The following is a 25,212-nucleotide window of genomic DNA, read 5'->3' as shown; positions in this document are numbered from 1 at the left end:
CACTTTTAAGTTGCAATTCCAGCACCCTGTTGCATGAACTGGCGCACTGGACAGGCCATAACAGCAGGCTCGACAGATCTTTGTTCAATAAGTTCGGTACAGAAGCTTATGCGCGCGAGGAACTGCGCGCAGAAATAGCTTCGATGCTCATTGGTCAGGAGCTAAAGATAGGACATGACCCCGGACAACATGCCGCTTATGTGAAAAGCTGGATCCAGCTCCTCACTGATCATCCCTTTGAAATCCATGCTGCCGCCGCAGATGCTGAAAAAATATTAAACTACCTATTGACTTTTGAAAGAAAGCTTGAAATCAAGCAGTCAAATGCAAATGAGATCAAGCCTGAGCAGGCTATTCCTGAGTTAAAAAAAATAGGACTTTTTATTGGAGATGAGATTCCTTACGAGGATAACATCTTTAAGGTAACAGGACTGTTAAAAAAAGGACGGTTTCGGATGGAAGAATTAAATAGCGGTCGTTTTTTTGCCCTGACAAAAAATGATGAACTCTACAGGTCGCTGATCAATTGCAAACAACAATTGCAGCAAACAAGAATTAAAGATTCAAAACCAGACCTGGAACCTGTAAAAGAAGATATTTCTGTCCCAGTCCCAAAAAGATAAAGCAGACGCTTCCATCCTATTACTATTTATTCAGCTGTAGTATCCGGTCCTACTACTGTCATTAATAATGATTTTTTATGAAAATAACAGATTCTCAACTGTTCGATAATTCCCGGCCCTATTACCATGGCACAGATGCAACCTTTGATAAATTTGATGCCACATTTAAAGGTAGCAATACCGGCTGGGACAATACAAAACATGGCTTTTTCTTTGCTGACAAAAAAGAAAATGCATTACTGTTCGGTGATATCCTGATCACCGCGTACCTTGATATTAAGAACCCCATAGACTTACGCCTTCACTCCATCTTCTCTCTAGAAAATCAGGCCTCCCTCATTTGGGAAATCCTCACAGGGGACCAGCTTGAAGCAAAAAAAGCTCTTCGCAAACTCAACCGGGAAATAAGCCTGGGTGAAATCGGTGATCTATATGACAGTCTGAACAGTGAAGACAGTCATCTCATGTTTGAGAAAGCTGGATATGATGGCATCATATCCAGCCTGGGAGACGACCATCCTGAATTCGTTGTGTTCCATACCTCCCAGATTGAGATCATCTCCATAGAGAGGCAGAATTTTATAGGACGATCTCGTTAATCATATTTCATTTAAAAGTTAATGATGTCATTATGAAAATAGAATTAAAAGAAATCCATCACAGCGCGCAGCTTAGTGAGGAAACACATGCCTTCACCGCTAATCTTTATATCAATGGAACACACGCAGGCTACGCCAAAAATAATGGCCATGGAGGCGCTACCTATTATCAGGCGAAAGACGAGAAAGGAAAGGTTCTCATTAAGGAAGCTGAAAAATATTGCGCAGAACTGCCGCCAAGAAATACTGAAGACAAATTGCAGGATGATCTTTTATGGGATATGGATCTAGCGCAGTATATTGATGATCTACTTCATCTTTATCTGGAGAAAAAAGAAATAGACCGGTTCAATACCAAATTGAATAAACGCATGTTAGATGGTCTCGTCTTAGGCATCCCAGATCAATCGTTCCGCGGTTTTATATACCCCTTGCCAATGGTACAACTACTGGCTCACCCAAAAGGACCGGAAATAGTGTTAAAAGATCTCTCTGAAAAAGTCCTTCCTTTGTTAACGGATGGGAATAAACTCTTAAATACCAACATTCCAGAAAGTATTATTAAAGCAGCAGGTTTAGATGAGCAGCAGTATGTAAAACCGTTGGTTAGAAATATTCGGTATGGAATGATTCCATATAAAGAAGAAGAAAGCAATAGAAATAGATCCAGATAATGATCTAATAATTGGATTATTTGCTGAAAACAATTCGGAAGCTACTTTCGTGAATAGAAAGCAGGTTGAAAACTTAATATCGGTTTCTTGTCTGTGACCTTAACCACTCATCAAGCATCCGTTCTCTTTCCTTCCTCCTTCTCGATTCCTTTTCTCTGCGGTCCACAACAAAAATAAAGGGTATCCAAATACCCATACCAATACACCAAAGAAGTAAGGAATTACTTCCCGACATATTCATCGCAACAAATAAAGTGCCGCACGAGACAAACAATGTAAATAAAAAATATAATACCATTCCCATAATCAAATTGAGTTTAGTTCCTAAACTCAATTTACGAAATATACCACTGTAATACAAATGTTTACACAATAAATATGCAATTTTACATGAAAGAATTAATTGATAAACACGTATTGATACACCCTCTATTACCTATCGATCCTGCACAGAAACAGGGGCATCTCGGCACAATTTCCTACGCAAGTTATGACAATGAGATAATGGAAGTCAGCTTCGAAGATGGTGAAAAGTCTCTTTATCTTACAGATGCCCTGCTAGTATTCAAATCGATTCGAGAGTTGTCCCAGACCATAAAAGAACAGCAACTATTAACTGAAAAAAATCTCAAGACCTTCATGGACGTCTATTTAATCCTGAAGAATGAAGGTCGATCACAAGTACCTAAAGCATTCCACATGATATTATCAAATAACCAAATACTGAGTCTAGCTACAGTATCGCTAACAAGCAGACTTGAATTGACTCTTCCCGAAGACATGCACCCATATTGGCAGAAAGGGCCAAAGCGTTAACAATTAATAAAAGAGATTGAAATAAAAGGAATTTGAGGCTAAAAAGCATCACGAGATCTAGAATAGGACACATTTTCGCAAGAAAATTAAAAGAGATCCGGATTCTTATGACGATTTAGATCAAAGGGGGTACGTCGTGGCAAATATTGACTTTAGTTTTCTAAAAAAATAGAAAACTAAAACTATAAACGATATCTTAGAGAAATTGACCGCCCTATGTCATTCGCAAACTCAATATCATTTTCTGAACCTTCAAAATGCCATCTGTCTTGATTTTTTTTTAGTTTCTGAACCATGCCATCAAGAAGAATAGAAATTTCAGAAATCCCCCTATGTAATTCCTTCTCTAAAATTCTAATTTGAAAATCTTGGCCTTTAAAAGTTATTCTAAATGATTGTGCTGGTATATTACTTTGTGCTAGTGTATCTATTGTCTCTTCCATATTTCTACCTGTAAATTTAATAAAAGGCTTTAAAATTAGATATCAAAAAAGGTTAAAAATCCTGTTTAGCTTTTTTTATCCATATCGATGATATATTGAATATCTATCCTATTTTCCCAAACCTATTGTTCACTGACCTATGCATCAACTTAAAAAAATTACGACAATCTCAGTAATTGAATATTTTAAAAAGTTAGAAATAGAAATATCCGAAGAAGACGCATCTTTAGTACTGGAGCATTTAACTGACATCGCTAAACATGCTCTTGAAGATTATTTTAAGTCTCTAATTAATCAGACAAAGTAATCGCAGCATTATCAAATTTTGATGACAAATTTAAGAATGTGAATTCAATCTTTTCTGATTGTAGTAAATTGTTCAGTTATCCGAATATCTAATCATCTCCCAAATTTCTAAATTCAGTAGACATCAATCTCTCTTTAGAAGGAATTGACCTGATAAAATCCATAACATACTGATTAAACGACAGGTAACTATCCAAAACACTAGATTTCAACTCATTAAAAGACGTCTTTTTATCAATTTTCAATAGCAACTTCCTCCGATAAAGATGGTTGTTGATCAAAATTTCCAACTTCACTTTTCCAGCTCTTATATATTCAGTAAGGCCAATTAAGCCATCGATATGAAGAATTACTAAATCTTTTATCTGAAACCCGATAATCCCAAATTCCTTAAGTTCATTTATAAGCTTATCCCGTTCTATTTTGAACCATTCAATCATTAAACTTTCAATACCAGGAACCGTTAGATTAATATCATAGACAATTAGGATCGGATATAATCTTAAAGATTGCGGCTTATAATTTTGATCAAATATAAACTTCTTTGTTAAACTTAACTTGATCCTGGTAATTAATTGCATGATTGCTTTTTCAGGTCCCTCTGTACTATAGTATTTCTTTTTTATTTCCTCTTGAATACTATTGATGTTAAAAGATTGTTTGGTAACCCCAGAAATAAAACTATCTTTAACTTCCACCAAAAAAACTTTGTTCCCATTCCGGACATAGTAATCGGGTTCTGAACTTTTCATTTTTTTTTTCATTTCAGCACCAGAAAAATTTAAAACACTTTTATTCTCATAGGCTCTTTTCATCAATTTGTAAACAAGATAACCTTCGGAAAAATGAGTAGTATAATCCGCTCGAAAACGATTTTCAGAAATACCTAATGCTGGATTTGATTTAACAATTGATTTACAATCCCAATAAATAGAATTATAAACCTTATTAAATATCATAGCCCTATTGATAATGACGTATTCGTTTTCTGACACTAAATAAAGAGGTTTGTTCCGAATAGGTAAAAAATCAAACTCTTCTATATTTTCTTTGTTTTCCTCGATATCATTCTGATGGTTATATAATTCCAGAAAATCTTGACTCACTTTATCTTTACCATTTATCGTAATTGCATCGCCATTGCAAAGCATTAATAGCGGGAATATTTTAGTAGCATAGTCTTGAAAACTAGTAATCTTCTTCGAAGCGAGATAAAGCTGAAATAAATTATTATTATATGAACAGAGAAAATCCATACAGTGTTTTACCTTTATCAATTGATAAATTGCTTGCTCAAGACTGAAATAACTAAAATCATAACTACTGATAAGTGAAGCCGTAGATAACCAAGTAGCCCTCAATATTCCTGAATATTCCGCTGGTACTGTTTTGCCAATACTATCTTGCCTATCAGCGAAAATTTCATTCATTTTAATATAAGCAATAAAAAAATCTAAATGTGACTCATCAAAATTTACTTCCATATTATGCTTCACTTCAGGAAGGCTAATTGCCAATATATTCATTTTCAAATTTGTATAATGGTTTATTAATATAAGCCGTGCACCTCCACCGATCTCCTCTCTATAACCATGAAAAATTTTAGAAATTATTATCTCCCCCATTTTTCCTTCGGTCCCGAACCAATAGATAATTTGGCGTTGAATTTCTATTATTTTTTTTTGTAAAATAGAATTCATTACTGCTATCATTTTCAGCGTAAGTGCTTTCCCATAAGGTTCTAAAATTTCCTTTGGCTCTCTGGTGTCGTAATCGAAAATTTTTGAAAATACAACAATAAGAGACATTTTGAGTTTGGAGTGAGCTGACATACAGAATATTAAAGGTTAATAATTAATCATTTAATGATAAAAATACAATTATTTTACCATTTTTTTTAGTAAATTCACCTTAGATATTAAACCCAATTAATATGAATGTTGCCAATTTATATATCCGAGTTAGTACAGATGAACAAGCAGAAAAAGGATATTCACAAAGAGATCAAGAAGAACGCTTAAAAAAATTCTGCGAAATAAATAGGATTACAATCCGTCAAGTAATATTCGAAGATCATTCTGCAAAAACTTTTGATCGTCCAGAATGGAAGAAAATGCTTCTTGACTTAAAGAAAAATAAAAGTAAGTCCAATATTCTGTTATTTACAAAGTGGGATAGGTTTAGTCGAAATGCGGGCGATGCATATCAAATGATAAGTTTGTTAAGGTCTTTAGGAGTAGAACCCCAAGCTATCGAGCAGCCGCTTGATTTAACGGTTCCTGAAAACAAAATGATGTTGGCATTCTACTTAGCAGCTCCTGAGGTAGAAAATGATCGCAGAGCGTTAAATACGACAAACGGTATGAGAAGAGCGCGAAAAGAAGGAAGGTGGATGGGCCCCGCTCCTGCAGGATATAGAAACTGGCTAAATGAATATGGGAAAAAGTCTATTGAGCTTAAAGAACCCGATGCATCACTCATGAAATGGGCATTTGAAGAACTGGCTAAAGGTGTCTATAATACGCAACAAATTCACCTTAAAGTACGAGAGAAAGGCTTGGATATCTGCAAAGCTTATTTTTGGAAGTGTATTAAAAATCCTGTGTACTGTGGACGAATTGTGGTTCCTGAATACGAAGGTGAAGAAGAATACACGGTGAAAGGCCAACATGAGGCTATTATCTCTGAGTATACATTTAACAAAGTTCAGGAGATCTTAGACAAGAGAAAAAGAAATAAGTACCGAACAAAGATTGTCACAAGAGAAGAATACCCCTTAAGAGGATTTCTCATATGTCCTATATGTTCAAAACCATTGACTGCAAGTAAATCCAAAGGTTACAGTCAACATTATGCATATTACCATTGCAAACTTCAATGTAGGCAAAGATTCAATACAGAAATAGTCCATCAAAAATTCGAGCAAGAGCTTGAAAAATTTGAGCCTAGAGCTGATGTTATTGGATTATACTCGACGATTTTACAAGAGCTGTATACGCAAAGAACAAAAGGCAATTTAACTGAAAAAGTTGAAATTGAACGAAGAATTAGGTCCCTCGAGGATAACACATCTAAAGCGAGAGATCTTTTAATTAGAGGAGATATCGATCCTCAAGATTTCAAAGAATTAAAATTAAAATATACAAGTGAGATTAACGAGCTTGAGGAGAGGCAACAAACTCTAAAAAATGCAAGAGGGTCAATGGACATTTTTCGAACTGAAAGTATCAGTAAATTCAAAAATATGGCCTCTATTTACAGGAAATGCAATATCGAGCAAAAACGTAAATTAATCAGTTCGATTTATCCCGAAAATTTGACGTTTTCAGGAACAAGTTTTCGAACTGCTAGGGTCAACCATTTCTTACACTATATCTATTTGATTAATAACGAATTACGTCCAAAAAAAAAAGCAGACAAATCTTAATTTTAAAGAGTTGTCTGCTAAAGTGCCCAAGAGCAGATTCGAACTGCCACGCCCATGCGAGCGCCACCCCCTCAAGATGGTGCGTCTACCAATTTCGCCACCTGGGCTCATATTCACCTTTGGTATCACAAAAATAAAGATTTTTCGCTCTTTTACAAGTCGAAAATCGCTTTTTACAGCATTATTTTACTAAATTCCTATTGATCAAGGTTCTAATTACACCGTCGACAAGCCCAACCCTTGGAACAATGATTTGTTTTAGACGACCATGCTTCATAATCGTTAGAAAAATCTCACTCGCAGGAATAATGACATCGGCACGATCTTCGTTTAAACCCAATAAGATAATGCGTTCTTTCAAAGAAAATGAAGATAAATGCTCATACACGGCTTTTAATTTAGCATAGGATAATGGTTTATCCAATTTTTCATTGGAAAGGCGCGCAAGCTTATTAATATTGCCGCCAGTACCAATACCAACCACTTGCTTATACATATGCGTATTACTACGTACCCATTCCCTCAGTTCATCCCAGGTTTCTGCCTTGTCCTGATTGTCGAGGATACGGATTGTGCCCAAGTTGAAGGACCTGGAATTAACCAAAACACCATTGGCAAATAACGATAATTCTGTACTACCCCCACCTACATCAATGTAAAGGTAAACTTTGTCCTTTTCCATCTTATTATCCCAATGGCTATTGTAAATAATCTCTGCCTCCTTTGCCCCTTCTATAATATCGATGTTGATACCGTTTTTCTTGACCTCCGTAACAATATCAGCGCCATTTCGTGCATCACGCATGGCCGAAGTCGCGCAGGCCATATAATCCTCCACGTTATAAACATCCATCAACTCCCGAAAGGCCTTCATCGTTTTAACCAAACTCTCGGCTTTCCTAGGTGAAATTTCCTGATGAATAAACGCATCATCCCCCAAACGAAGTGGAACACGTAACAGTGTATTTTTCTTAAAATTATATTGGTCTTTCTGTCCAATAATGTCAGCTATCAAAAGACGGACTGCATTGGAACCTATATCTATTGCGGCGTATCTCACTTTATATACGATTTCATTAAATTACGCTAAAATAAACACAGTTATTAAAAACTGTGTTATATAAATGTTAAGTTATCATTAATTTAACAAATAACAAACGATTATTCCAGGGAATTCTTGTGTACACAACACTGATATGTCTTACAATAACTAAAATTTCCATTTTATCAAGAATACAAACTCATTTCCTGCCAAAATCATCTCGCTGGCAATCAACTGAGTCGGAATACAGATAGCACATCCTATCGAAACTCAGTACCTATCACAATTCCATGCAGAAAATCTAGTATTGTCAACAAAAAAATCATAAAAAAAGGAATATTCATCTTAATGAATACTCCTTTCCTTTTATTTATCTTATTTCTTAGTGATGGTGTTCTTCAACTTTACCGCCAGCTAATTTGTAGATCTCTTCCACTTTTTTCAAAGACTCCTCCGAAAGGTGAATAACATCCTTGTTTGTATTGTGCTCTTCATGAGACAATCTAGTATTGATCTCACCTTGTTTTTCAACCACTAGCGCTAAAAATGCTTTATCATTGAATGCCGCTGTACTGTCCGAACCAATTGAAGCAGGAACTTGAAATGCAGGCACGCCACGTTGCGCATCGCCAACATGCAATTCTTTTGCTAAATTGTCCAATTCTGGTAACACTGTTGCGTAAGCTTCTTTAATCTTTGCAGCTACATTTTTCACCTCTGCTGAGGTAGATTGTTTTGCAGCTACATCAGCAAGATTTACCAAGTAGTTTCCATTTTCGCCAACGAATTTAATCATTGCAAAGGCATCACCATCCGCTAAGGATGCATTAGAGTATTGACGCTGTCTATCTGCAGCTGTTTGACCACAAGATGCAAATAATGTACCCGCACAAGCCGCAACAATAAATAACTTATTAATCTTCATATCAATTTTGTTAACTATACAAAAGTAGATAAAATATATGTTCTCCTAAAACCCTATCCGTGAAAAGAAAGAAAAATTACGCAACATTTCTTCCGGCATTCACCACGCCAAAGATTGTACGCGCTATTAATTTCGAATAATCTTCACGTTGTGCATCAGTCAGCTGATCCGAATTCAATGCACGAATCGCAAAATGCTGTATAACCAATAACGGTAATACAATTCCCTCGCGCGCTAAAATAGACTCACGATCCACAGGATAGTTTTCCATCAATTTTGAGGTTCCGCTCAGCTTTAACAGATATTCTTTTGTTATTTGGTACTCGGCATACAAAGTTTTCCAAAAGTCACCATAAATAGGATCATCTTTCATGTATGCTGTAATATCAAAGTTGGACTTTGTCATCGACATCATACAATTGTCGATCAATGTTTGGAAAAATCCAGATGACACATACAATTGCTGCACGTCTTTCCAAAGGTTATTTTTTTCAGCCCATTGCAATGCTGTTCCGACACCATAAAACCCAGGAATATTTTGTTTCAGCTGGCTCCATGAAGTTACAAAACTAATCGCCCGCAAATCTTCCAATCGCAATTCACGGCCTGAGTTACGTTTTACAGGTCTACTTGAAATATTGATCGACGATAGCGCTTTCAATGGCGACATCGTTTCCAGATAAGGTAAAAACAATTCATTCGTCCGTAGATCCATAAACTTATGATGACTCAGCTCAGCCAGCTTATCAATGATCTCCTGTTGATGTTTGGTTAAGGTATCGCCTACGCGTTGTTTCAAATCTGAAATAATTCCAGCGTGCAACAATTGCTCTATATTAAATCGTGCCGTATCTAAAGAACCATACTGACTACTGATTGTTTGTCCTTGAATCGTCAATTGAATATGATCGTTGGCAATCTCTTTACCCATCGATGCATAAAAACGCTGTGTCTTACCACCGCCACGTGCCGGAGGTCCACCACGACCGTCAAAAAACACCAAATCGACATCGTACTCGCGAGATATCGCCGTAAGTTCGATTTTTGCACGATAAATCGACCAGTTCGCCATCAAGTATCCACCGTCTTTGGTACTATCTGAATAGCCCAACATAATGGTCTGTTTGTTTCCTCTACGCTTCAAATGCGCTTTATACTCCTTGTTACTATACAAGGTTTTCATCACATCTGCTGCTCTCGTCAAATCATCAACGGTCTCAAACAAGGGTACAAAATCGATCGTTAAAGCATCCTTCTTCCATCCAGACCACAAGAATAACTGACGCAGTCCCAAAATATCACTTGCCTGTTGGCAATTGCTGATGATAAAGCGTTGCGCAGCTCGCTCAGAACCGGAACGTTGAATCTCCTTTAACAATTTGATCACACCAGATGTATCTTTCGTCAACGGATCTGCATCTTCTCCCACCGTTAAGTCAAGTTCTTTGAATTTTAATGCTTTTTGCTTATCATTTTCACTGAGCTCCAGATAATCCAATGGCATTCCAGTCTTTTCCTGATTGTGCTGAATCAGATAATTGGTAGCCTCACGTAATATCCGACTGTCTTGTCTGATATCCAATGTGGTAAAGAAACAACCAAAAGTCATCACTTTGCGGAGTAAGTCATCAACGATTTCTACAAAAAGTCCATTGTGATATTCCTCCAAAACATTTTTGATTGCTTTCAGATTTGTGATAATATTATCAGTTTCGTCTGCTGGATGTTCGACTGGATTAAAACTGTTTTCGTAGAACAATGTTTGGAGATTTTCCATATATTCCTCTACACCTCTAAATGTGATGCGCCGTCTAACAATACGAAAATCCCTATAGTAACATCTAAACAAAATGGTACGTAGCAATGCGGCAACTTTCTTGGTGCTATCAACACTTACGTTGGGATTACCATCACGGTCACCTCCAGGCCAAAAGCCCAGTTCAATCAATTGTTTGACTTCTTCGGTATCCACGTCCAATTCATCATCAATAAAAGACTGAATTTCCGATGCTACTTTATAAAATACGTTTTCCAAAAACCAAGCTAAGCTCGCAGCCTCATCAACTGGAGTCGGTTTATTTTTATTGATGAAAGGCGTTTTACCCAGTTGCTGTAGCAATAAATGTATACTATGGATATCATTGGTCTTGATTGCATCGATCAGGTCGTTGATAATACCCAATACTGGTCCCGGATAGAATTGCGTAGGATGTGCAGTCAACACAAGACGTACAGAAAAATCCTTCAATTTTGACACGATCTTACGGCGCATATCATCGCTGCCTTCGGCATTTTTTATTAATGCCCCCAAGACATTTTCGTCATCGCCACGGCCCACCATCTGAAAGGATGAGTCTTCGATCGCATCAAATAAAACAACCTGACGCTCTATATATTGAACAAATCGAAACAACAAATCAATCCGTTGTTCTTCCGAAGAAAATTCTTCATGCTGATCGAAGAAACTTTTTATGATCTCATCAGGAGTTAAATGCTGATCCACACCCTTTTCACATTGCTTTGCAAAAAATGGTAATAAAGTACCTGTATCTTTAACACGTTGAAATGGCAATGTTAAAAACAAACTTTTGAAAAGCTCAAAGCGTGTCAATACCTCGTCCTGAAAGACGGCTTCATTTTTACTTTGCTTCATATTTAAATCTTTGAAAGTGGTCAAGAGAGTTTAGGTGACTCTTGAAAATTTGTAATGTCTCTGAAATAACCCTATGGCTCCAAATATAACAATATTATAGCTAAACAAATAAAAAAATATAAATTAATCAAAAAAACAATTGAAATATTATAAACATACTAACAAATTTTAGTAAATTTTCATTTTTAACACATTAATGCAATGCAGTATAGCAACGAAGACCTTGAGAACCTGATCCTGTTAAGCCCCGCTACAAAATGAACCATCCCTGATCTGACAGGAACGGAACAGCTATCTCGCTTTCATCCGTACTAAAAAGGGCAAACATAGCCGAACAATTGTTTTGAATATGAAAAGCAATTTATCTAAGTTTGTACTATACATTATGAAACAGACACAAGAAATAAAAAGTTTTTTCTATAGCCAATATTTTGCGGATGGACTCCGAATTACCATCGGATCTATTGTGCCTGTCCTAATCTTTGCAACTATCGGGCAATTTACCAATGGAACCATTGTTTCCCTGGGAGCGCTCTTGGTAGGTCTCTCCGATACGCCCGGAGCACCTAGCCATAGAAGGAAAGGCATGATTGCGGGTGCGATTTTGACTACGTTAACTTTTATTTTAACCAATATAGTTAATCAAAATGTCTATCTACTGGCGATTTTTATCGGCGTAGCCTGCTTTATATTTGCCATGTTTGCAGTATTCAATAGCAGGGCCGCCAACGTAGGCCTTATGTGTATTCTGATGATGTTGATCCATGTGCAGATTCACTATCCTCTTGCTGAAGCCATCAACTATTTAGGCTTCTATACATTAGGTGGTCTATGGTATATCGCCATTAGTCTTTCCATCACCCAGGCACGCCCTTACAGGCTCGCCGAACAGGAGCTATCCGAAACAATTCGCTATGTGGCTGATTACATCCGGCTGAAAGCTAATTTTTACGATGCTAAAATTGATAACGATAAAAACTACCTCAAACTGATCGACAAACAAGTTGAAGTCAATCAGCATCAGGAAAACCTACGGGATGTATTGTTTCAAAGTAAACGATCAATTAAAGACACCACAAAGGTGGGACGTTATTTAACCCTCGTCTTCAACGATATTGTCGATCTCTTTGAGCAAAGTATGGCGGCACACTATGATTACAACACCATCAGCGAACGCTTTGGTCCTACCGGAATCTTGGAAGATTTCAAAAACGTGATCCTAAAATATACCAATGAGCTTGACAATTTGGCTTATCAGCTCAATACCAATACACAACCAAAACCACTGTACGATTTCGATTCGGATCTCAGTCGCCTTCACACTAAAATCGATCAGCTGGATAAAAATCAAGAGTATAGCACCTTTGCTTTACGCAAAGTGTTGATCAATTTGCGTGATTTGGTTCGCCGGATCAAAAATATCTATGGTTACTCGCATCTACAACCGGACGATGTCAAACGAAAAGAAATTGACGACGCAAAACGCTTTGTCCAAAGTTCTGCAATTGATTTCAAAAAGTTCCGCGAAAATCTTACTCTAAAATCCACGATCTTTCGACATGCATGCCGCATGGCAATTGTCATGTCGGTCACTTATTACGTGTTTGAGGTCACCAATATCACAAATAATGTATATTGGATTCTCCTGACTATCATGGTTATCCTAAAGCCTGGCTTCGGGCTCACAAAGGAGAGGAATATCCAGCGTCTAATCGGTACAACGATCGGTGGACTCATTGGAGCCCTCATCCTGTTAACCATTCATGACCCAACGGTCCTTTTCGTTCTACTGGTATTCTTTTTTCTGACGGCATATAGCTTATTCCGGGTCAATTATGTCATTGCCGTACTTTTTATGACCCCTTATGTATTAATTATGCTGAGCTTCGTCAGCGCCAATACATTGGACGTCACGAAAGAACGCATACTGGACACCTTTATCGGCGGCATGATTGCATTCTTATCCAGTTATGTTATTTTTCCAAATTGGGAAAGCATGCAAGTCAAGGAATCCATGCGAAAGCTACTGATAGCCAACTACAATTACATCTTTCAGGCATTGAAAGAAATTGCAGGCCAAGCGCCTTCCATCACCGACTACAAACTAACACGCAAGGCAGTCTATGTGGAAACAGCCAACATGGGTTCCACATTCCAACGTATGCTTACGGAACCCAAGAAACGTCAAAAATATAGTAAGGAAGTCAATAAATTCGTCATATTCAACCATATCCTAGCTTCTTTTTCGGTAACATTGATGAACCATCTCGACGAAATGGACAATAATTATATCAATAAGGACCATGTCCGGACGATTCGAAAAATATTAAGCTCCTTGGAGCAATCCATTCAGCTGCTGCATTCTGCCGATAGTGTCAATGCATTTGTTCCTTTGGCAATCGAAATTCCCAACGACCAATTTGATAATACAGATGTCAGTTCAGTTGATGGACAGCTATTGAGTGAACAGCTGGACTTTCTCAATAAAATTGCACAGGACCTCCATAAAATAGTTCAGGATCTTCACGCTAAAAGCACAGCAATGTCAGAAAATGAACTGCCTAAAGCTTTAAGCTGATTTATTCTTTAAAATTCTCGACATTTATACCATGAGCGATACGATAACACGGTACGACCTGATCATAGTTGGCGGCGGGCCAATTGGCTTAGCTTGCGCCTTAGAAGCCAAAGAAGCAAATTTAAACTACCTTATTCTCGAAAAGGGCTGTTTGGTCAACTCATTATATAATTACCCCCAAAATATGACCTTCTTCTCTTCCTCCGAAAGATTAGAAATAGGTGATATTCCATTTGTCACCACCAATCCCAAGCCAAAACGCATGGAGGCGCTGGAATATTACAGACGTATACAGCAAAAGTTCGCACTGGATACCCATCTTTTTGAAGAAGTACTGGAAATTAAGAAAGAGGACACGGAGTTTCTGGTCAGCAGTAGCAAAAGCATATACCTGAGCAAGAAAGTCATCATCGCCACGGGTTTTTATGACATACCGATGTTGCTCAATATCCCGGGCGAAGAACTTCCCAAAGTGAGGCATTACTACGACGATCCACATTATTATAGCAGCCAAAAGGTGATCGTTGTCGGCGCCAGTAATTCATCCATTGATGCCGCCCTTGAAACCTACCGAAAAGGAGCACAAGTTTCTTTGGTAATCCGCGGTAGCGAAATCAGCCGCCGGGTAAAATATTGGGTAAAACCTGATATTGAAAATCGAATTGCCGCGGGTGAAATCGATGTCTATTATAACAGCCACTTAACAGAAGTTACTCCAACTACTGCGCATATCCAAACCCCAGATGGTATCGTCGAACTCGATAATGATTTTGTACTGGCTTTAACCGGCTATCGCCCAAATTTTGATTTTTTGAAAAAGATCGGAATTGATATTCCCCAAGAAGCACCTTGCATTCCCAGCCATAATGAAGAAACAATGGAAACAAATATTGCCGGGATTTATTTGGCAGGTGTCGTTTGCGGTGGCTTAAATACCCACCTTTGGTTTATTGAAAATTCACGAATTCATGCCAAACAGATTATCGGACATATTCGCTCAACACTTACTTGAAGACTTGAAAACGTAAGCCATTTAAGAAGATTTTCATCATTTTCTTCTGTAAACTGAGAATATGATCGAATTCTTCTTTTGTTGGGAACAACATGTTTTTCATATCCTTTAATATGCCCATACGCATACCGAATAGTGAATACAAAAGAATCCGCGCAGTTTCATTGATATCTTCCACCTGTATCTCGCCGGCATCGATACCAATCTTGAGAATCTTCTCAATAATTTCTACCTCACGGAGATAAGACTCTTTGAACACCTGTTCCAGCTCGTCCGGAAGCTCTTTGACCATCTTCATGGTGTATTCAAATAAATTATAATACTGATTGATGATCTTGACACGCATATCAATAGAATACATCATGATCTCCTCAAAGTCACCCCCCTTATCAATGACCTCCTCGATATCCTCGATCATTTTATCAATAACGTATTCGAAAACTGCAGAATATAAGCTATTCTTATCCGGAAAATAATAATACAGCAATGCTTTTGAGAAATTGAGATCTTTAGCTATTTCCGACATTGTTGTCTTAGCCATTCCAAAATGTGAAAAGCGCCTCGTCGCAGCTTCTAGAATTTTGATTCTTTTTACATCTGCATTACCCATTAAACTTATATTTTTTATCGTTAAATAAACGGTTTATACTATCTTTACCGATTATCATGCTAAAGATAGCTGATTTTTTTGAATTTCTGAAAACTAAAGTCAATATGAAGTTAAACATTCAATCGAATATATCTTTAAAAGCTTTCAATACGTTTGGAATTGAAGAAAAGACAAATTTTCTAATCGAAGTGAATGACAATGAAACATTGACCGAAATTTTTAAAAATGGTATTTTTAAAGAGAACTTCTTTGTTCTTGGCGCAGGTAGCAATGTCCTTTTCACCAAAGCATTCGACGGCTATATTATTCGTATGACGAGCAAGGGCATACAGTCAAAAATTGATGGCGATGATGTCTATGTCACAGCGCAAGCGGGAGAAATCTGGAATGACTTCGTTTGGTATTGCATCGAACATAATTACGCTGGGATTGAAAACATGGCCCTAATTCCCGGCACTGTTGGGGCTTCACCTGTACAAAACATCGGCGCCTATGGTACCGAGTTAATGTATGTCTTTCACGAATGTCAGGCTTTCGATACACATACGGGCAACATTGCCACATTCAAAAAAGAAGATTGCAATTTCTCCTACCGCGACAGCATCTTTAAAACAGCTCATAAAGGACGGTTTATCATTACCCAGGTAACCTATAAGCTTAGCCGAACAGCTCATATCAATACAACTTATGGTGCAATAGAAGCCGAACTCGCTAAAGAAAATATAACCAACCCAAGTATTGCCGATATCGCAACCATTGTCTCCAAAATCCGCGTAGAAAAGCTCCCTGACCCGAGTACAGTGGGAAATGCCGGAAGTTTCTTTAAGAACCCCGTAGTTACAGCTTCGACTTTCGAGCCTCTTCAGAAAGAATACCCTACAATACCGCATTATCCAATGCCCAATAATGAAACAAAATTGGCTGCTGGATGGTTAATAGAACAATGTGGTTGGAAAGGAAAAGAATATGGACAAGCAGGTGTATGGAAAAATCAGGCACTTGTACTAATAAATAGACAAAACGCTACAGGACAGGAAATTTATAATCTATCGGAACAAATCATAAGTGATGTAGCCAACAAATTTGGCATTAAGCTGGAGCGTGAAGTTAATTTACTGTAAAGATTTAAAAAAAGTAAAAATATTTTTTTTAAATCTGAAAGCAAAAGAAAAACAGGCTTCACTTTAGTAAAATATCACTTTGAGCTAATTTTATTTACTTAAAGTTAGTCAACGCAAACGTTTGCTCCGCTTAAAATAATCTTAAAATTATATTAACAAATCTAATTTTGCCATTTTTGGCGCATTTTTTGCCTCATACTTAATGAACCGCATTTTATAAACGTACTGTTTTGTAAAAAGAACAGTTATAATTCATTAAGCTATGACAAAGAATGAATTTGACACCATGGTTATTGAGCAATCGGACTCATTAAAACTCTACGCCAGAAATTTTACCAGTGATTACGAAGATGCCAACGATCTCGTTCAGGACACTCTCCTGAAAGCTGTAACCTATTTTAAAAATTTCAAAGAAGGAACCAATTTGAAAGGATGGCTTTACACCATCATGAAAAACACGTTTATTAATAACTATAGACGTATTGTGAAAACCAACTCTTTCATTACGAAAGACGAGGATATTTCTAACGCTAACCTCCTATTATCCGCCTCCTCAAATCAGGGCGAAAGCAAATTTGTCATGGAAGACATCCATGAAGCTTTATCTAGTCTTTCCGAAGAATATTACATCCCTTTTTCATTGTACTTCGAAGGGTTTAAATACCACGAGATATCGGAACATTTAAATATCCCCATCGGAACGGTAAAAACAAGAATACATGTCGCTAGAAAATTAATGAAGAGATCACTATCGGCCTATAAAGTAGCCTAGTTTTTCTATCTTCGCCTTTTTACAATTACGAATGGCAGAAGAATTATCGGAATACAGCAAAAGCCAACTGGCTTTACGTAATGGTCAGGACAAACCACATATCTGGGTTGCTTATCGCGGACTTATCTATGATGTCGGAGAAAGTAGACTGTGGAAAAACGGAATGCACTACGAACATTGGGCCGGACAAGATCTAACTGAGGAGCTCCAAGAAGCCCCTCATTCAGCATCTGTATTTTCAAAATTTCAGATCGTCGGAAAACTGAAAGATCAATGATTATAAATTAAACTGAGATAGGGCAACAAAAGCATTCAAACGCTTTTGTATGTCCTCTTCGGTAAGATCAACCAACCGATCTGTTCCAAATTTCTCTACACAGAATGAAGCTAGCGCAGAACCAAAAATCAATGCGTTCTTCATGTTTGTAAAGTTGATACTTTTTACTTTGGCAAGATAGCCAATAAAACCTCCAGCAAAGGAATCTCCCGCACCAGTTGGATCAAAAACATCTGCTAATGGTAGCGCCGGAGCAGAAAAAATCTGATTCTCTCCAAAAAGAAGCGCACCGTGTTCACCTTTTTTGATAATTAAATATTTAGGTCCCATTGCTAAAATGACTTTTGCAGCTTTAACCAGCGAATACTCTCCAGAAAGTTGCCTTGCCTCTGAATCATTGATGGCTAAAACATCAACCTTGAGAAGCACTTTTCTTAAGTCATCCATGGCAACATTCATCCAGTAGTTCATGGTATCCAGAACAACCAACTTAGGCTTGTGTGCCAAGCGCTCCAACGTAGTCAATTGTATTTGAGGCGTAAGATTGCCCAAGAGAAGATACTCGCAATCCTGGTAACTTTCAGGAATAATAGGATCAAAATCAGCCAATACATTTAAGTCTGTCGCCAAGGTATCACGGCTATTCATATCGTTATGATACCTGCCAGACCAAGAAAAAGTTTGCCCACCAGTAATCACCTGAACACCCGTAACATCTATACCACGGCTCCTGATAAGATCGAGATTATCATTTCCAAAATCCTCCCCAACAACACTGACCAATTTGATTTGATCACATAGATATGACGCCGCTAGACTCGCAAATGTACCGGCACCACCTAGAATTTTGTCAGTTTTACCGAACGGTGTTTCTATTGTATCGAAAGCCACCGTACCAATAATTACTAAACTCATAGTTTTTTAATAAGCATGGTAAACAAAAAAACCGGCATAAAGCCGGTTTCAATATTGCTCCTGAAGCTGGGCTCGAACCAGCGACCCTCTGATTAACAGTCAGATGCTCTAACCTGCTGAGCTATTCAGGAATTTATTTTTCGAGAAATTCCTTTCTCATAGAGTGTACAAAAGTAGTACATTTTAATATCATTTGCAAATAAAATATTTGCATTGTTGCTCCTGAAGCTGGGCTCGAACCAGCGACCCTCTGATTAACAGTCAGATGCTCTAACCGGCTGAGCTATTCAGGAATGAAAAATTGAATATTTTAAAAACTCCGGTTATGTAAGTTATTAAATTGCTCCTGAAGCTGGGCTCGAACCAGCGACCCTCTGATTAACAGTCAGATGCTCTAACCTGCTGAGCTATTCAGGAGTGTTTTTCAATTTTTCCGGAGACCCTATTGCGTTTCCGTGATGCAAGTATCGGAAGATTATTAGAATACTACAAATTTTTTGAGCACATTTTTTACAACTTCCTAAATTCCAATTAGAATAATTTATTTTTATTTTTTCAAACAGCTCCACAAAATCCCCTTTTCAGCAATTAAACCAACATTATCCTTCTTTTACCTTCAATCGCCATCAGCGGATGAACGACCAGTATCGGCAATTGCGTACAATTAAAGCAACACACCTTTCAAAATTAGCGTTGCCACACTAAAATAAATCAGCAAACCTGTTACATCGACTAACGTTGACACAAAGGGCGCTGAAGAACTCGCAGGGTCGGCCCCAAGTCGTTTCATCACAAAAGGCAACATAGACCCCATCAACGACCCCCAAAGGACCACACCAACCAAGGACAAAGAGATAACTAATGCAACCAACACCCAATACTGACCATAGCTATGCGCAAAAGATTGCCATGCCATAATCCTTATAAAACCCAAAGCCCCCAAAATAAGTCCCAGCAGTAAACCCGAAAGAATCTCTCTTCGCATCACACGCCACCAGTCACCCAAGGTAACTTCCCCCAGGGCCATCGCTTGAATAATTAATGTTGAGGCTTGCGAACCGCTATTTCCACCACTGGATATAATAACAGGCATCAGTGCAAACAACATAATCGCACTTGCCATTTGCTCCTCGAAATGCTCAATAACCGTAGCGGTCAAAAGTTGTCCCAGAAAAAGCACAATAAGCCATCCAGCTCTCTTCTTCACCAAGTTCTTAATCGACACATCCAGATAAGGTTCATCCAACGCCTCCGTTCCCCCGATACGTTGCATATCTTCCGTGTACTCCTCGTTTGCTACCCAAAGAATATCATCGACAGTCACAATCCCCAACATAACCCCCTGTTCGTCGACAACAGGCAAGGCCACGCGATTATTCATCCGGAAGATGTTGATCGCTTCCTCCTGGGGATCGTAAGCATTCAGCGAAATGAGACGATGATCGATCAGTTCGCCAACGACTCTATCTGGCTCCGCCATCAGCACATCTTTAATCCGAATATCATCAACCAGCTTCCCATTTCCATCAATCACATAGAGTACATCTATTGTCTCCGAATCTCTTCCATAACGCCTAATATGTCCCAATATTCGTTCAATACTCCAATGCTCTTTTACGGTAATATAATCGGGGGTCATTAGACGCCCAACGCTGTCTTCCGGATAGCCCAACAACGCCAATGCTTCAACACGATCTTTGGGTGGTAATAGTAAAATTAAATGCTTAATATCGTCCTTCATTTCTGAAAAAAAAGAAGTCCGATCGTCGGGCGGTAACTCGTTAATTAGTGCGCTAATTTTCGCTTTAGAAAGCTTCTTAAAAATCCTGTTTTGAGTAGGGAAATCCAGAATACGAAAAACGTTAACCGCGCGATTCAAATTTAATGATTCAATAAATAGTGCACCATGTTCGGGCAACTCATCAATCAGCTCCTCTACTTCTGAAATATTTAATTCATTCAAAAATTCTTCCAGCCCAACAAGGTCTCCACTTGCTATCAATTGCTCTATTTGATTCACCTGCATTTCCAGTTCTTCCATATCTCCTATCAATTTAAAAATCCTACATCTACACAAAATTTATATGTTACAAAAATCGCTTTTTTAAAGTAAATTCTGCATAAAAAAATAAATAATAAAAACCTGCTGTCTGTCGCAGTAATTGGGATAAATACGCCGCACAATGTTTAATGCTCAAATCAAAAACAAGACAATTTGTCACCAACAAAAATTAAAGAGAAAACCGTTCTCGCCAATAACTTGAACAGGTCTAGACAAAAGAAAGACGATGAAATTTATCGTCTAATTACCGATCCATTTTTTTTATCCAATAAAATGAATCAGGCCACACCCAACTCGCCAGCACACTCCCAAAGCAACACCCCATAGACGTCTGATTTCTCCACAAAAAAAACAGACAAATTTTCTCGGCGCAGTCTTAGAATCGCTATTTATTTAAGTATATTCGTCGTATACTTTAACCTGTTCAATATAGTGCTTTTTTTTCAGAACAGCCCAATATCATCAGGTTGTTTTACAGAAAAAAATAGTAAAAAGAAGTAAATCATAAAAATCATAAAAGCCTATTATTCAAATATAAATAAATTTGAAACAGAAGTTAAAGTTCATATAAATAGGAATAATAAAACTAAAAAAAATAGCAAACACTCGATATACAAAAATTAATGAAACATAAAAACATAATTATCAACATATTATCATTATTATCATTAATAATATATTCACAAAAAAGTTCTGCTCAATTTTTTGAAGACAGCCAAGCGCCCTTAAGCCAAAAATGGTATAAAATTGAAACCAAGAATTTTCGACTAATTTTCCCTGAGGAAATGAAGAGCAAGGCCCCTACCCTAGCTGACCAGGTTAACCGATCGCTGCGTACAACTGCTAGAAATTACAAAATAACACCGCGGAAAATTCCATTCATTATCCATAACACGAATCTACAAACGAATGGTTTTGTACAGCTGTCTCCACGTAAATCTGAACTGTACAGCACCGCAGGCGCAGAACCCGACAACCAGACCTGGCTACCCAATTTGATCCTTCACGAGTCAAGACACGTAAGTCAATTTGACAAATTGACAGGAAAACTACGCGCGCCATTTTTTGAACAATTAGCCCTTGCCTACTACGGACTGACCGTTCCTTCCTGGTATTTTGAAGGCGATGCAACCCTTACAGAAACCATATATTCGGAGGGAGGGCGAGGAAGATTACCCGCTTTTGAAATGCCCATCAAAGCGAACTTTCAATCGAATCACAGCTATAGTTTTAATAAATATTTATTGGGGTCCTATAAAGATATAGTCCCGAGTTACTATACAATCGGCTATCTGATGACCTCCACTTTAAAGTCGGAATTACCTTCGAATTATGAAGCCGACCTCTTTTCGGAGCTGAACAAAAAACCATTATATCCCTATAATATCAATCGTGTTTTAAAGAAAAAAATTGGAGGAAATAGTGCCTACTTATACAATAAAACAATAGCAAATTTAGAGATCATATGGAATAAGAAAACAAGCGACTATCAATACCAGAAATACAAAGAAATAGACAAGAAAAACGACAGCTATTACAACAGCAATTTATTACCAAAACACAAGAACGGTCTGATCTATTTTATTAAACAGAATCCACAAAAGACCAATGCAATTTACACGTATGATGTGGCAACAAAAACAGAAAATAGGCTCGCTAAAACTGGCATACAGTTAACACCACATTTTGACGTAAACAGCAATTACATCGTATGGGACGAGCTCCATAAAGATCCGCGTTTCAACAAAAGAACATACAGCGTTATCAATGTCATGGATCTCAAAACAGGGAAAATTAGCCAGCTCAGCAAACAGACGAGATATTATTCACCTATTTTTAGCCCATTAGACGAAACCATCGCCTGCGTTGAGGTAGATTTATCCAACGACAGCTATCTGACGCTTATAAGCCTTAAAAACAACAATGTCATCAAACGGATAAAAATAGGCAATTCCGAACAGCTGCAACACCCTGCTTTCAACCCCAAAGGCGATAAAATAATAGCAATACGATTATCCGAATCCGGAACCGCACTGTGTGAAATCGATCTGAAAAATGACAAAATCACCAACCTAACACCATGGGGTAACCAACAATATGAAAGACCGCAATACCTTTCAGGTATGAAGATTATCACAAAAGCTAACTTCAATGGTATCGATAATATCTACACTATTGATCTCTTATCTGGTAAAAAACAGCAGCTGACAAAGGCACAGTTTGGCGCGTTCAACCCTTTTTACGACAAGGACACAAGGCAATTATTCTTCAACGATTACCAATACAATGGCTACAAAATCGCCCAAACATCCATAGACACAACATTTGATATCCGTCCCGAAACAGATTATTTTTCGCATTACTATAGCACAGCATTAACGAAAGACAGCATAAAAAACATTGCTTCCATCGCAGTAGACACAAGCCAACACTACCAAATTATTCCCTATAGTGGACTAGGTAGAACATTCAATTTTCATAGCCTTTCGTTAAGTAGCAGTAATTTTGAAAGTTTCGACAATTTTAAACCTGGCGTCTTCTGGTTATCAAACAATATCTTAAACACCACACAAATTGCACTGGGATATGAATATGACACCGACATTCGAAAAGGAGTATACTCGGCAGAACTGACCTACAACAAGTACTTCCCAAAATTCTCACTACGTTATGAAAACAGAGGGCAAATCGCAGCAGCAGGCATCCCTAATAAACCGGACAGTAGCATCCGTTTCGACTGGCGCGAGCATTATATATCCTCACAGATCTCCATCCCACTCTCCTTTTACAGAAGAGACTACGTCTATTCCACTGGATTCAACCTCGCAACAGCCTATCTAAGGCGCTATGATCTTAGCCGAACAGATGTCAAAAACTTTAATTACGAGACTGCATTTCCATTAACATACCAGCTTTACCTCAATCGCAATGCGCGTATGGCCAGTATGGATCTCTACCCAAGATGGGGGCAAAATTTTAGTGTCACCTACCGACATACGCCTTTTGAAAACAATGCAAAAGGTGAAATTTTATCAGCAAGAACAGTATTCTATCTACCTGGATTTATGAGCAATCACGGTTTTCAAATTAGATTGAGCGCCCAAACAGGATCAGGAATTTATCAATACATCAACGATATCCCTCTTGTGAGTGGATTTAGCTACTACAAATATGAAAAAATAAAAAACACGGTGTTGGTCAACTATCGTTTCCCTATAGCTTATCCCGACCTTGGATTAGGATCTTTAGCCTATATTAAACGTGTAAAAGGAGGAATATTTGCCGATTATCAAAATATACACAAACACAGGGAGATCTCACCAAAAAGCTTTGGAGCCTATCTGTCGCTTGATTTCAATGCTTTCAGATACCCACTTCCAGATTTCGAATTCGTCGTTAAGGGTACCTATATCAATGACAACACGACAACACAACGTGTAGTTCCAACTTTCAGTTTAAACTACACCTATTAAGGATAAGCTGCTTAAGGATGAATCGCCCAGTTAAAATTCAGTGCCAAGGCATAATGATCCGATAAGGGCAATCCTTTGACATTGGTGAATAGATTATTTTCTATTTTATAATCCCGGGCAGCAAGACTGAGGTGACTACTGCTCCGATAGAGGATCTTATCGATAGATTCGCTCTGATTGCTGATAGACAACATATGTGGCGGCTTAAACTCATGTCGCACCTCAGGCACTAAGCCTCCATTTTCGAGCTCAACCCAGCTATCAACCAATGCTGTGGAATCCATAAAATCATGCAGGTTATCATCACAAAAACTATAATGTGCATTAAAATCACCCATTACAATAAGTGGCTTACCACTCGAATGCTCTCCAATATAATCACGTAGCTGATTGAGATTATCCCGGCGTGCACTTGAAGCTTTCCTGCTATTTTGTGCATTTGCATGAACATTATAAACATCCAACCAGACTTCAGGAACGATTTCTATCTGAACTAAGGTGAAGCCCTTGGGTGTCAGAAAATCGGCTCCTGTACGTTTTTTCCAGGGCACACGGACAACATCGGTCATCGGAAAATGAGACAGGGTATTGAGACCATCACCAAAGGGAACACGTCCCTTGGTTCTTGTGCGATATGGATGTGAATTACCGCCCCAATATAGACTTCTATTATAATTGAAATCCTCCTGTACATTAACAATGTCAAAAGGATTGATCTTCTTTCCAATTTCAGCAATACTTCTGCTTCTTCCTGTAATCGCAGAGGAAATAATCCCAGGCAACCCCGCTACATTATACGTCAGTACCGAAAAAAAACCAGAACTATCTTTTTCTTTACTCTTATTAGCATCCATCAATATCTGCATATATAACCAAGTCATGAT

At 37.9% G+C, this 25,212-nt stretch carries 21 protein-coding genes and 4 tRNA genes; 11 read left to right on the top strand and 14 right to left on the bottom strand.

From position 1 onward, the window contains the following. The 3 genes from B3H30_RS24820 to B3H30_RS00575 form a co-directional block, all read left to right on the top strand. Positions 1-623, top strand: a 623-nt coding sequence (locus tag B3H30_RS24820; RefSeq protein WP_286832980.1) for a zincin-like metallopeptidase domain-containing protein, incomplete at its 5' end; no start/stop codon positions are given. 77 nt (positions 624-700) lie between these two features. Continuing rightward, positions 701-1,222, top strand: a complete 522-nt coding sequence (locus tag B3H30_RS00580; RefSeq protein ID WP_088160770.1) for a hypothetical protein — start codon at positions 701-703, stop codon at positions 1,220-1,222. A gap of 32 nt (positions 1,223-1,254) precedes the next feature. Continuing rightward, positions 1,255-1,896, top strand: a complete 642-nt coding sequence (locus tag B3H30_RS00575) for a hypothetical protein (RefSeq protein ID WP_088160769.1) — start codon at positions 1,255-1,257, stop codon at positions 1,894-1,896. A gap of 73 nt (positions 1,897-1,969) precedes the next feature. Here the strand turns inward: B3H30_RS00575 and B3H30_RS00570 are convergent, their stop codons facing one another. Continuing rightward, complete coding sequence (locus B3H30_RS00570) at positions 1,970-2,200, bottom strand: hypothetical protein (protein WP_286768334.1); 231 nt, start codon at positions 2,198-2,200, stop codon at positions 1,970-1,972. An 86-nt stretch (positions 2,201-2,286) separates the two neighbouring features. Here B3H30_RS00570 and B3H30_RS00565 point away from each other — a divergent pair, with 86 nt between their 5' ends. After that, positions 2,287-2,712 carry a hypothetical protein gene (locus B3H30_RS00565; RefSeq protein ID WP_088160768.1) on the top strand — a complete coding sequence of 142 codons (426 nt, stop codon included), beginning with the start codon at positions 2,287-2,289 and terminating at the stop codon, positions 2,710-2,712. 182 nt (positions 2,713-2,894) lie between these two features. Here the strand turns inward: B3H30_RS00565 and B3H30_RS00560 are convergent, their stop codons facing one another. Both B3H30_RS00560 and B3H30_RS00555 read right to left on the bottom strand, forming a co-directional pair. Further along, positions 2,895-3,155: a hypothetical protein gene (locus tag B3H30_RS00560; protein WP_088160767.1), complete on the bottom strand. Its 261-nt coding sequence runs from the start codon at positions 3,153-3,155 to the stop codon at positions 2,895-2,897. A 395-nt stretch (positions 3,156-3,550) separates the two neighbouring features. Beyond that, complete coding sequence (locus tag B3H30_RS00555) at positions 3,551-5,293, bottom strand: hypothetical protein (protein ID WP_157698404.1); 1,743 nt, start codon at positions 5,291-5,293, stop codon at positions 3,551-3,553. A 101-nt stretch (positions 5,294-5,394) separates the two neighbouring features. Here B3H30_RS00555 and B3H30_RS00550 point away from each other — a divergent pair, with 101 nt between their 5' ends. Further along, the gene (locus B3H30_RS00550; protein ID WP_286832977.1) at positions 5,395-6,888 is read left to right on the top strand and encodes a recombinase family protein; all 1,494 of its coding nucleotides are present in this window, start codon (positions 5,395-5,397) and stop codon (positions 6,886-6,888) included. Positions 6,889-6,911: 23 nt separating this feature from the next. Here the strand turns inward: B3H30_RS00550 and B3H30_RS00545 are convergent. From B3H30_RS00545 to B3H30_RS00530, 4 genes are all read right to left on the bottom strand, one after another. Next, positions 6,912-6,995: transfer RNA gene (locus tag B3H30_RS00545), tRNA-Leu, on the bottom strand. Between the two features lie 74 nt (positions 6,996-7,069). Further along, entirely contained in the window at positions 7,070-7,948 is an 879-nt protein-coding gene (locus B3H30_RS00540; RefSeq protein WP_070570477.1) for an exopolyphosphatase, read from the bottom strand. A gap of 364 nt (positions 7,949-8,312) precedes the next feature. Next, positions 8,313-8,855, bottom strand: a complete 543-nt coding sequence (locus B3H30_RS00535) for a hypothetical protein (RefSeq protein WP_070570475.1) — start codon at positions 8,853-8,855, stop codon at positions 8,313-8,315. 76 nt (positions 8,856-8,931) lie between these two features. Then, complete coding sequence (locus B3H30_RS00530) at positions 8,932-11,508, bottom strand: phosphoenolpyruvate carboxylase (protein ID WP_070570474.1); 2,577 nt, start codon at positions 11,506-11,508, stop codon at positions 8,932-8,934. 385 nt (positions 11,509-11,893) lie between these two features. On the opposite strand from B3H30_RS00530, the gene B3H30_RS00525 reads away from it, so the two are divergent. Both B3H30_RS00525 and B3H30_RS00520 read left to right on the top strand, forming a co-directional pair. Continuing rightward, positions 11,894-14,086: an FUSC family protein gene (locus tag B3H30_RS00525; protein WP_070570472.1), complete on the top strand. Its 2,193-nt coding sequence runs from the start codon at positions 11,894-11,896 to the stop codon at positions 14,084-14,086. 31 nt (positions 14,087-14,117) lie between these two features. Then, entirely contained in the window at positions 14,118-15,098 is a 981-nt protein-coding gene (locus B3H30_RS00520) for a YpdA family putative bacillithiol disulfide reductase (RefSeq protein ID WP_070570470.1), read from the top strand. Here the strand turns inward: B3H30_RS00520 and B3H30_RS00515 are convergent. Further along, the gene (locus B3H30_RS00515) at positions 15,091-15,708 is read right to left on the bottom strand and encodes a TetR/AcrR family transcriptional regulator (RefSeq protein WP_070570468.1); all 618 of its coding nucleotides are present in this window, start codon (positions 15,706-15,708) and stop codon (positions 15,091-15,093) included. The genes B3H30_RS00520 and B3H30_RS00515 overlap by 8 nt on opposite strands. Before the next feature lie 104 nt (positions 15,709-15,812). On the opposite strand from B3H30_RS00515, the gene murB reads away from it, so the two are divergent. From murB to B3H30_RS00500, 3 genes are all read left to right on the top strand, one after another. Continuing rightward, complete coding sequence (murB, locus tag B3H30_RS00510) at positions 15,813-16,829, top strand: UDP-N-acetylmuramate dehydrogenase (protein ID WP_083296138.1); 1,017 nt, start codon at positions 15,813-15,815, stop codon at positions 16,827-16,829. 262 nt (positions 16,830-17,091) lie between these two features. Continuing rightward, positions 17,092-17,601 carry an RNA polymerase sigma factor gene (locus B3H30_RS00505; protein WP_070570464.1) on the top strand — a complete coding sequence of 170 codons (510 nt, stop codon included), beginning with the start codon at positions 17,092-17,094 and terminating at the stop codon, positions 17,599-17,601. Positions 17,602-17,632: 31 nt separating this feature from the next. Further along, on the top strand, positions 17,633-17,878 hold the full coding sequence (locus tag B3H30_RS00500) for a cytochrome b5 domain-containing protein (protein WP_070570462.1): 246 nt from the start codon (positions 17,633-17,635) through the stop codon (positions 17,876-17,878). Here B3H30_RS00500 and B3H30_RS00495 read toward each other — a convergent pair whose 3' ends face one another. The 5 genes from B3H30_RS00495 to mgtE form a co-directional block, all read right to left on the bottom strand. After that, positions 17,879-18,793 (bottom strand): PfkB family carbohydrate kinase, encoded by a 915-nt coding sequence (locus tag B3H30_RS00495; RefSeq protein ID WP_070570461.1) that lies wholly within the window; start codon positions 18,791-18,793, stop codon positions 17,879-17,881. A 57-nt stretch (positions 18,794-18,850) separates the two neighbouring features. After that, a tRNA-Asn gene (locus B3H30_RS00490) sits at positions 18,851-18,924 on the bottom strand. Between the two features lie 88 nt (positions 18,925-19,012). Then, positions 19,013-19,086, bottom strand: a tRNA-Asn gene (locus B3H30_RS00485). Positions 19,087-19,136: 50 nt separating this feature from the next. Beyond that, positions 19,137-19,210 (bottom strand) — tRNA-Asn (locus B3H30_RS00480). A gap of 247 nt (positions 19,211-19,457) precedes the next feature. Then, complete coding sequence (mgtE, locus tag B3H30_RS00475) at positions 19,458-20,834, bottom strand: magnesium transporter (protein ID WP_070570459.1); 1,377 nt, start codon at positions 20,832-20,834, stop codon at positions 19,458-19,460. 806 nt (positions 20,835-21,640) lie between these two features. Between mgtE and B3H30_RS00470 the strand changes: the two genes are divergently transcribed. Continuing rightward, positions 21,641-24,328 (top strand): TolB family protein, encoded by a 2,688-nt coding sequence (locus B3H30_RS00470; protein ID WP_286710298.1) that lies wholly within the window; start codon positions 21,641-21,643, stop codon positions 24,326-24,328. Positions 24,329-24,339: 11 nt separating this feature from the next. On the opposite strand, the gene B3H30_RS00465 is transcribed toward B3H30_RS00470, so the two are convergent. Continuing rightward, positions 24,340-25,209 (bottom strand): endonuclease/exonuclease/phosphatase family protein, encoded by an 870-nt coding sequence (locus tag B3H30_RS00465; RefSeq protein ID WP_083296135.1) that lies wholly within the window; start codon positions 25,207-25,209, stop codon positions 24,340-24,342. Positions 25,210-25,212: the final 3 nt, after the last annotated feature.

The sequence above is a fragment of the Sphingobacterium sp. UBA7038 genome, assembly GCF_002494055.1.
GTDB lineage: Bacteria > Bacteroidota > Bacteroidia > Sphingobacteriales > Sphingobacteriaceae > Sphingobacterium > Sphingobacterium multivorum.
This window is presented reverse-complemented; position numbering and strand designations above follow the sequence as displayed.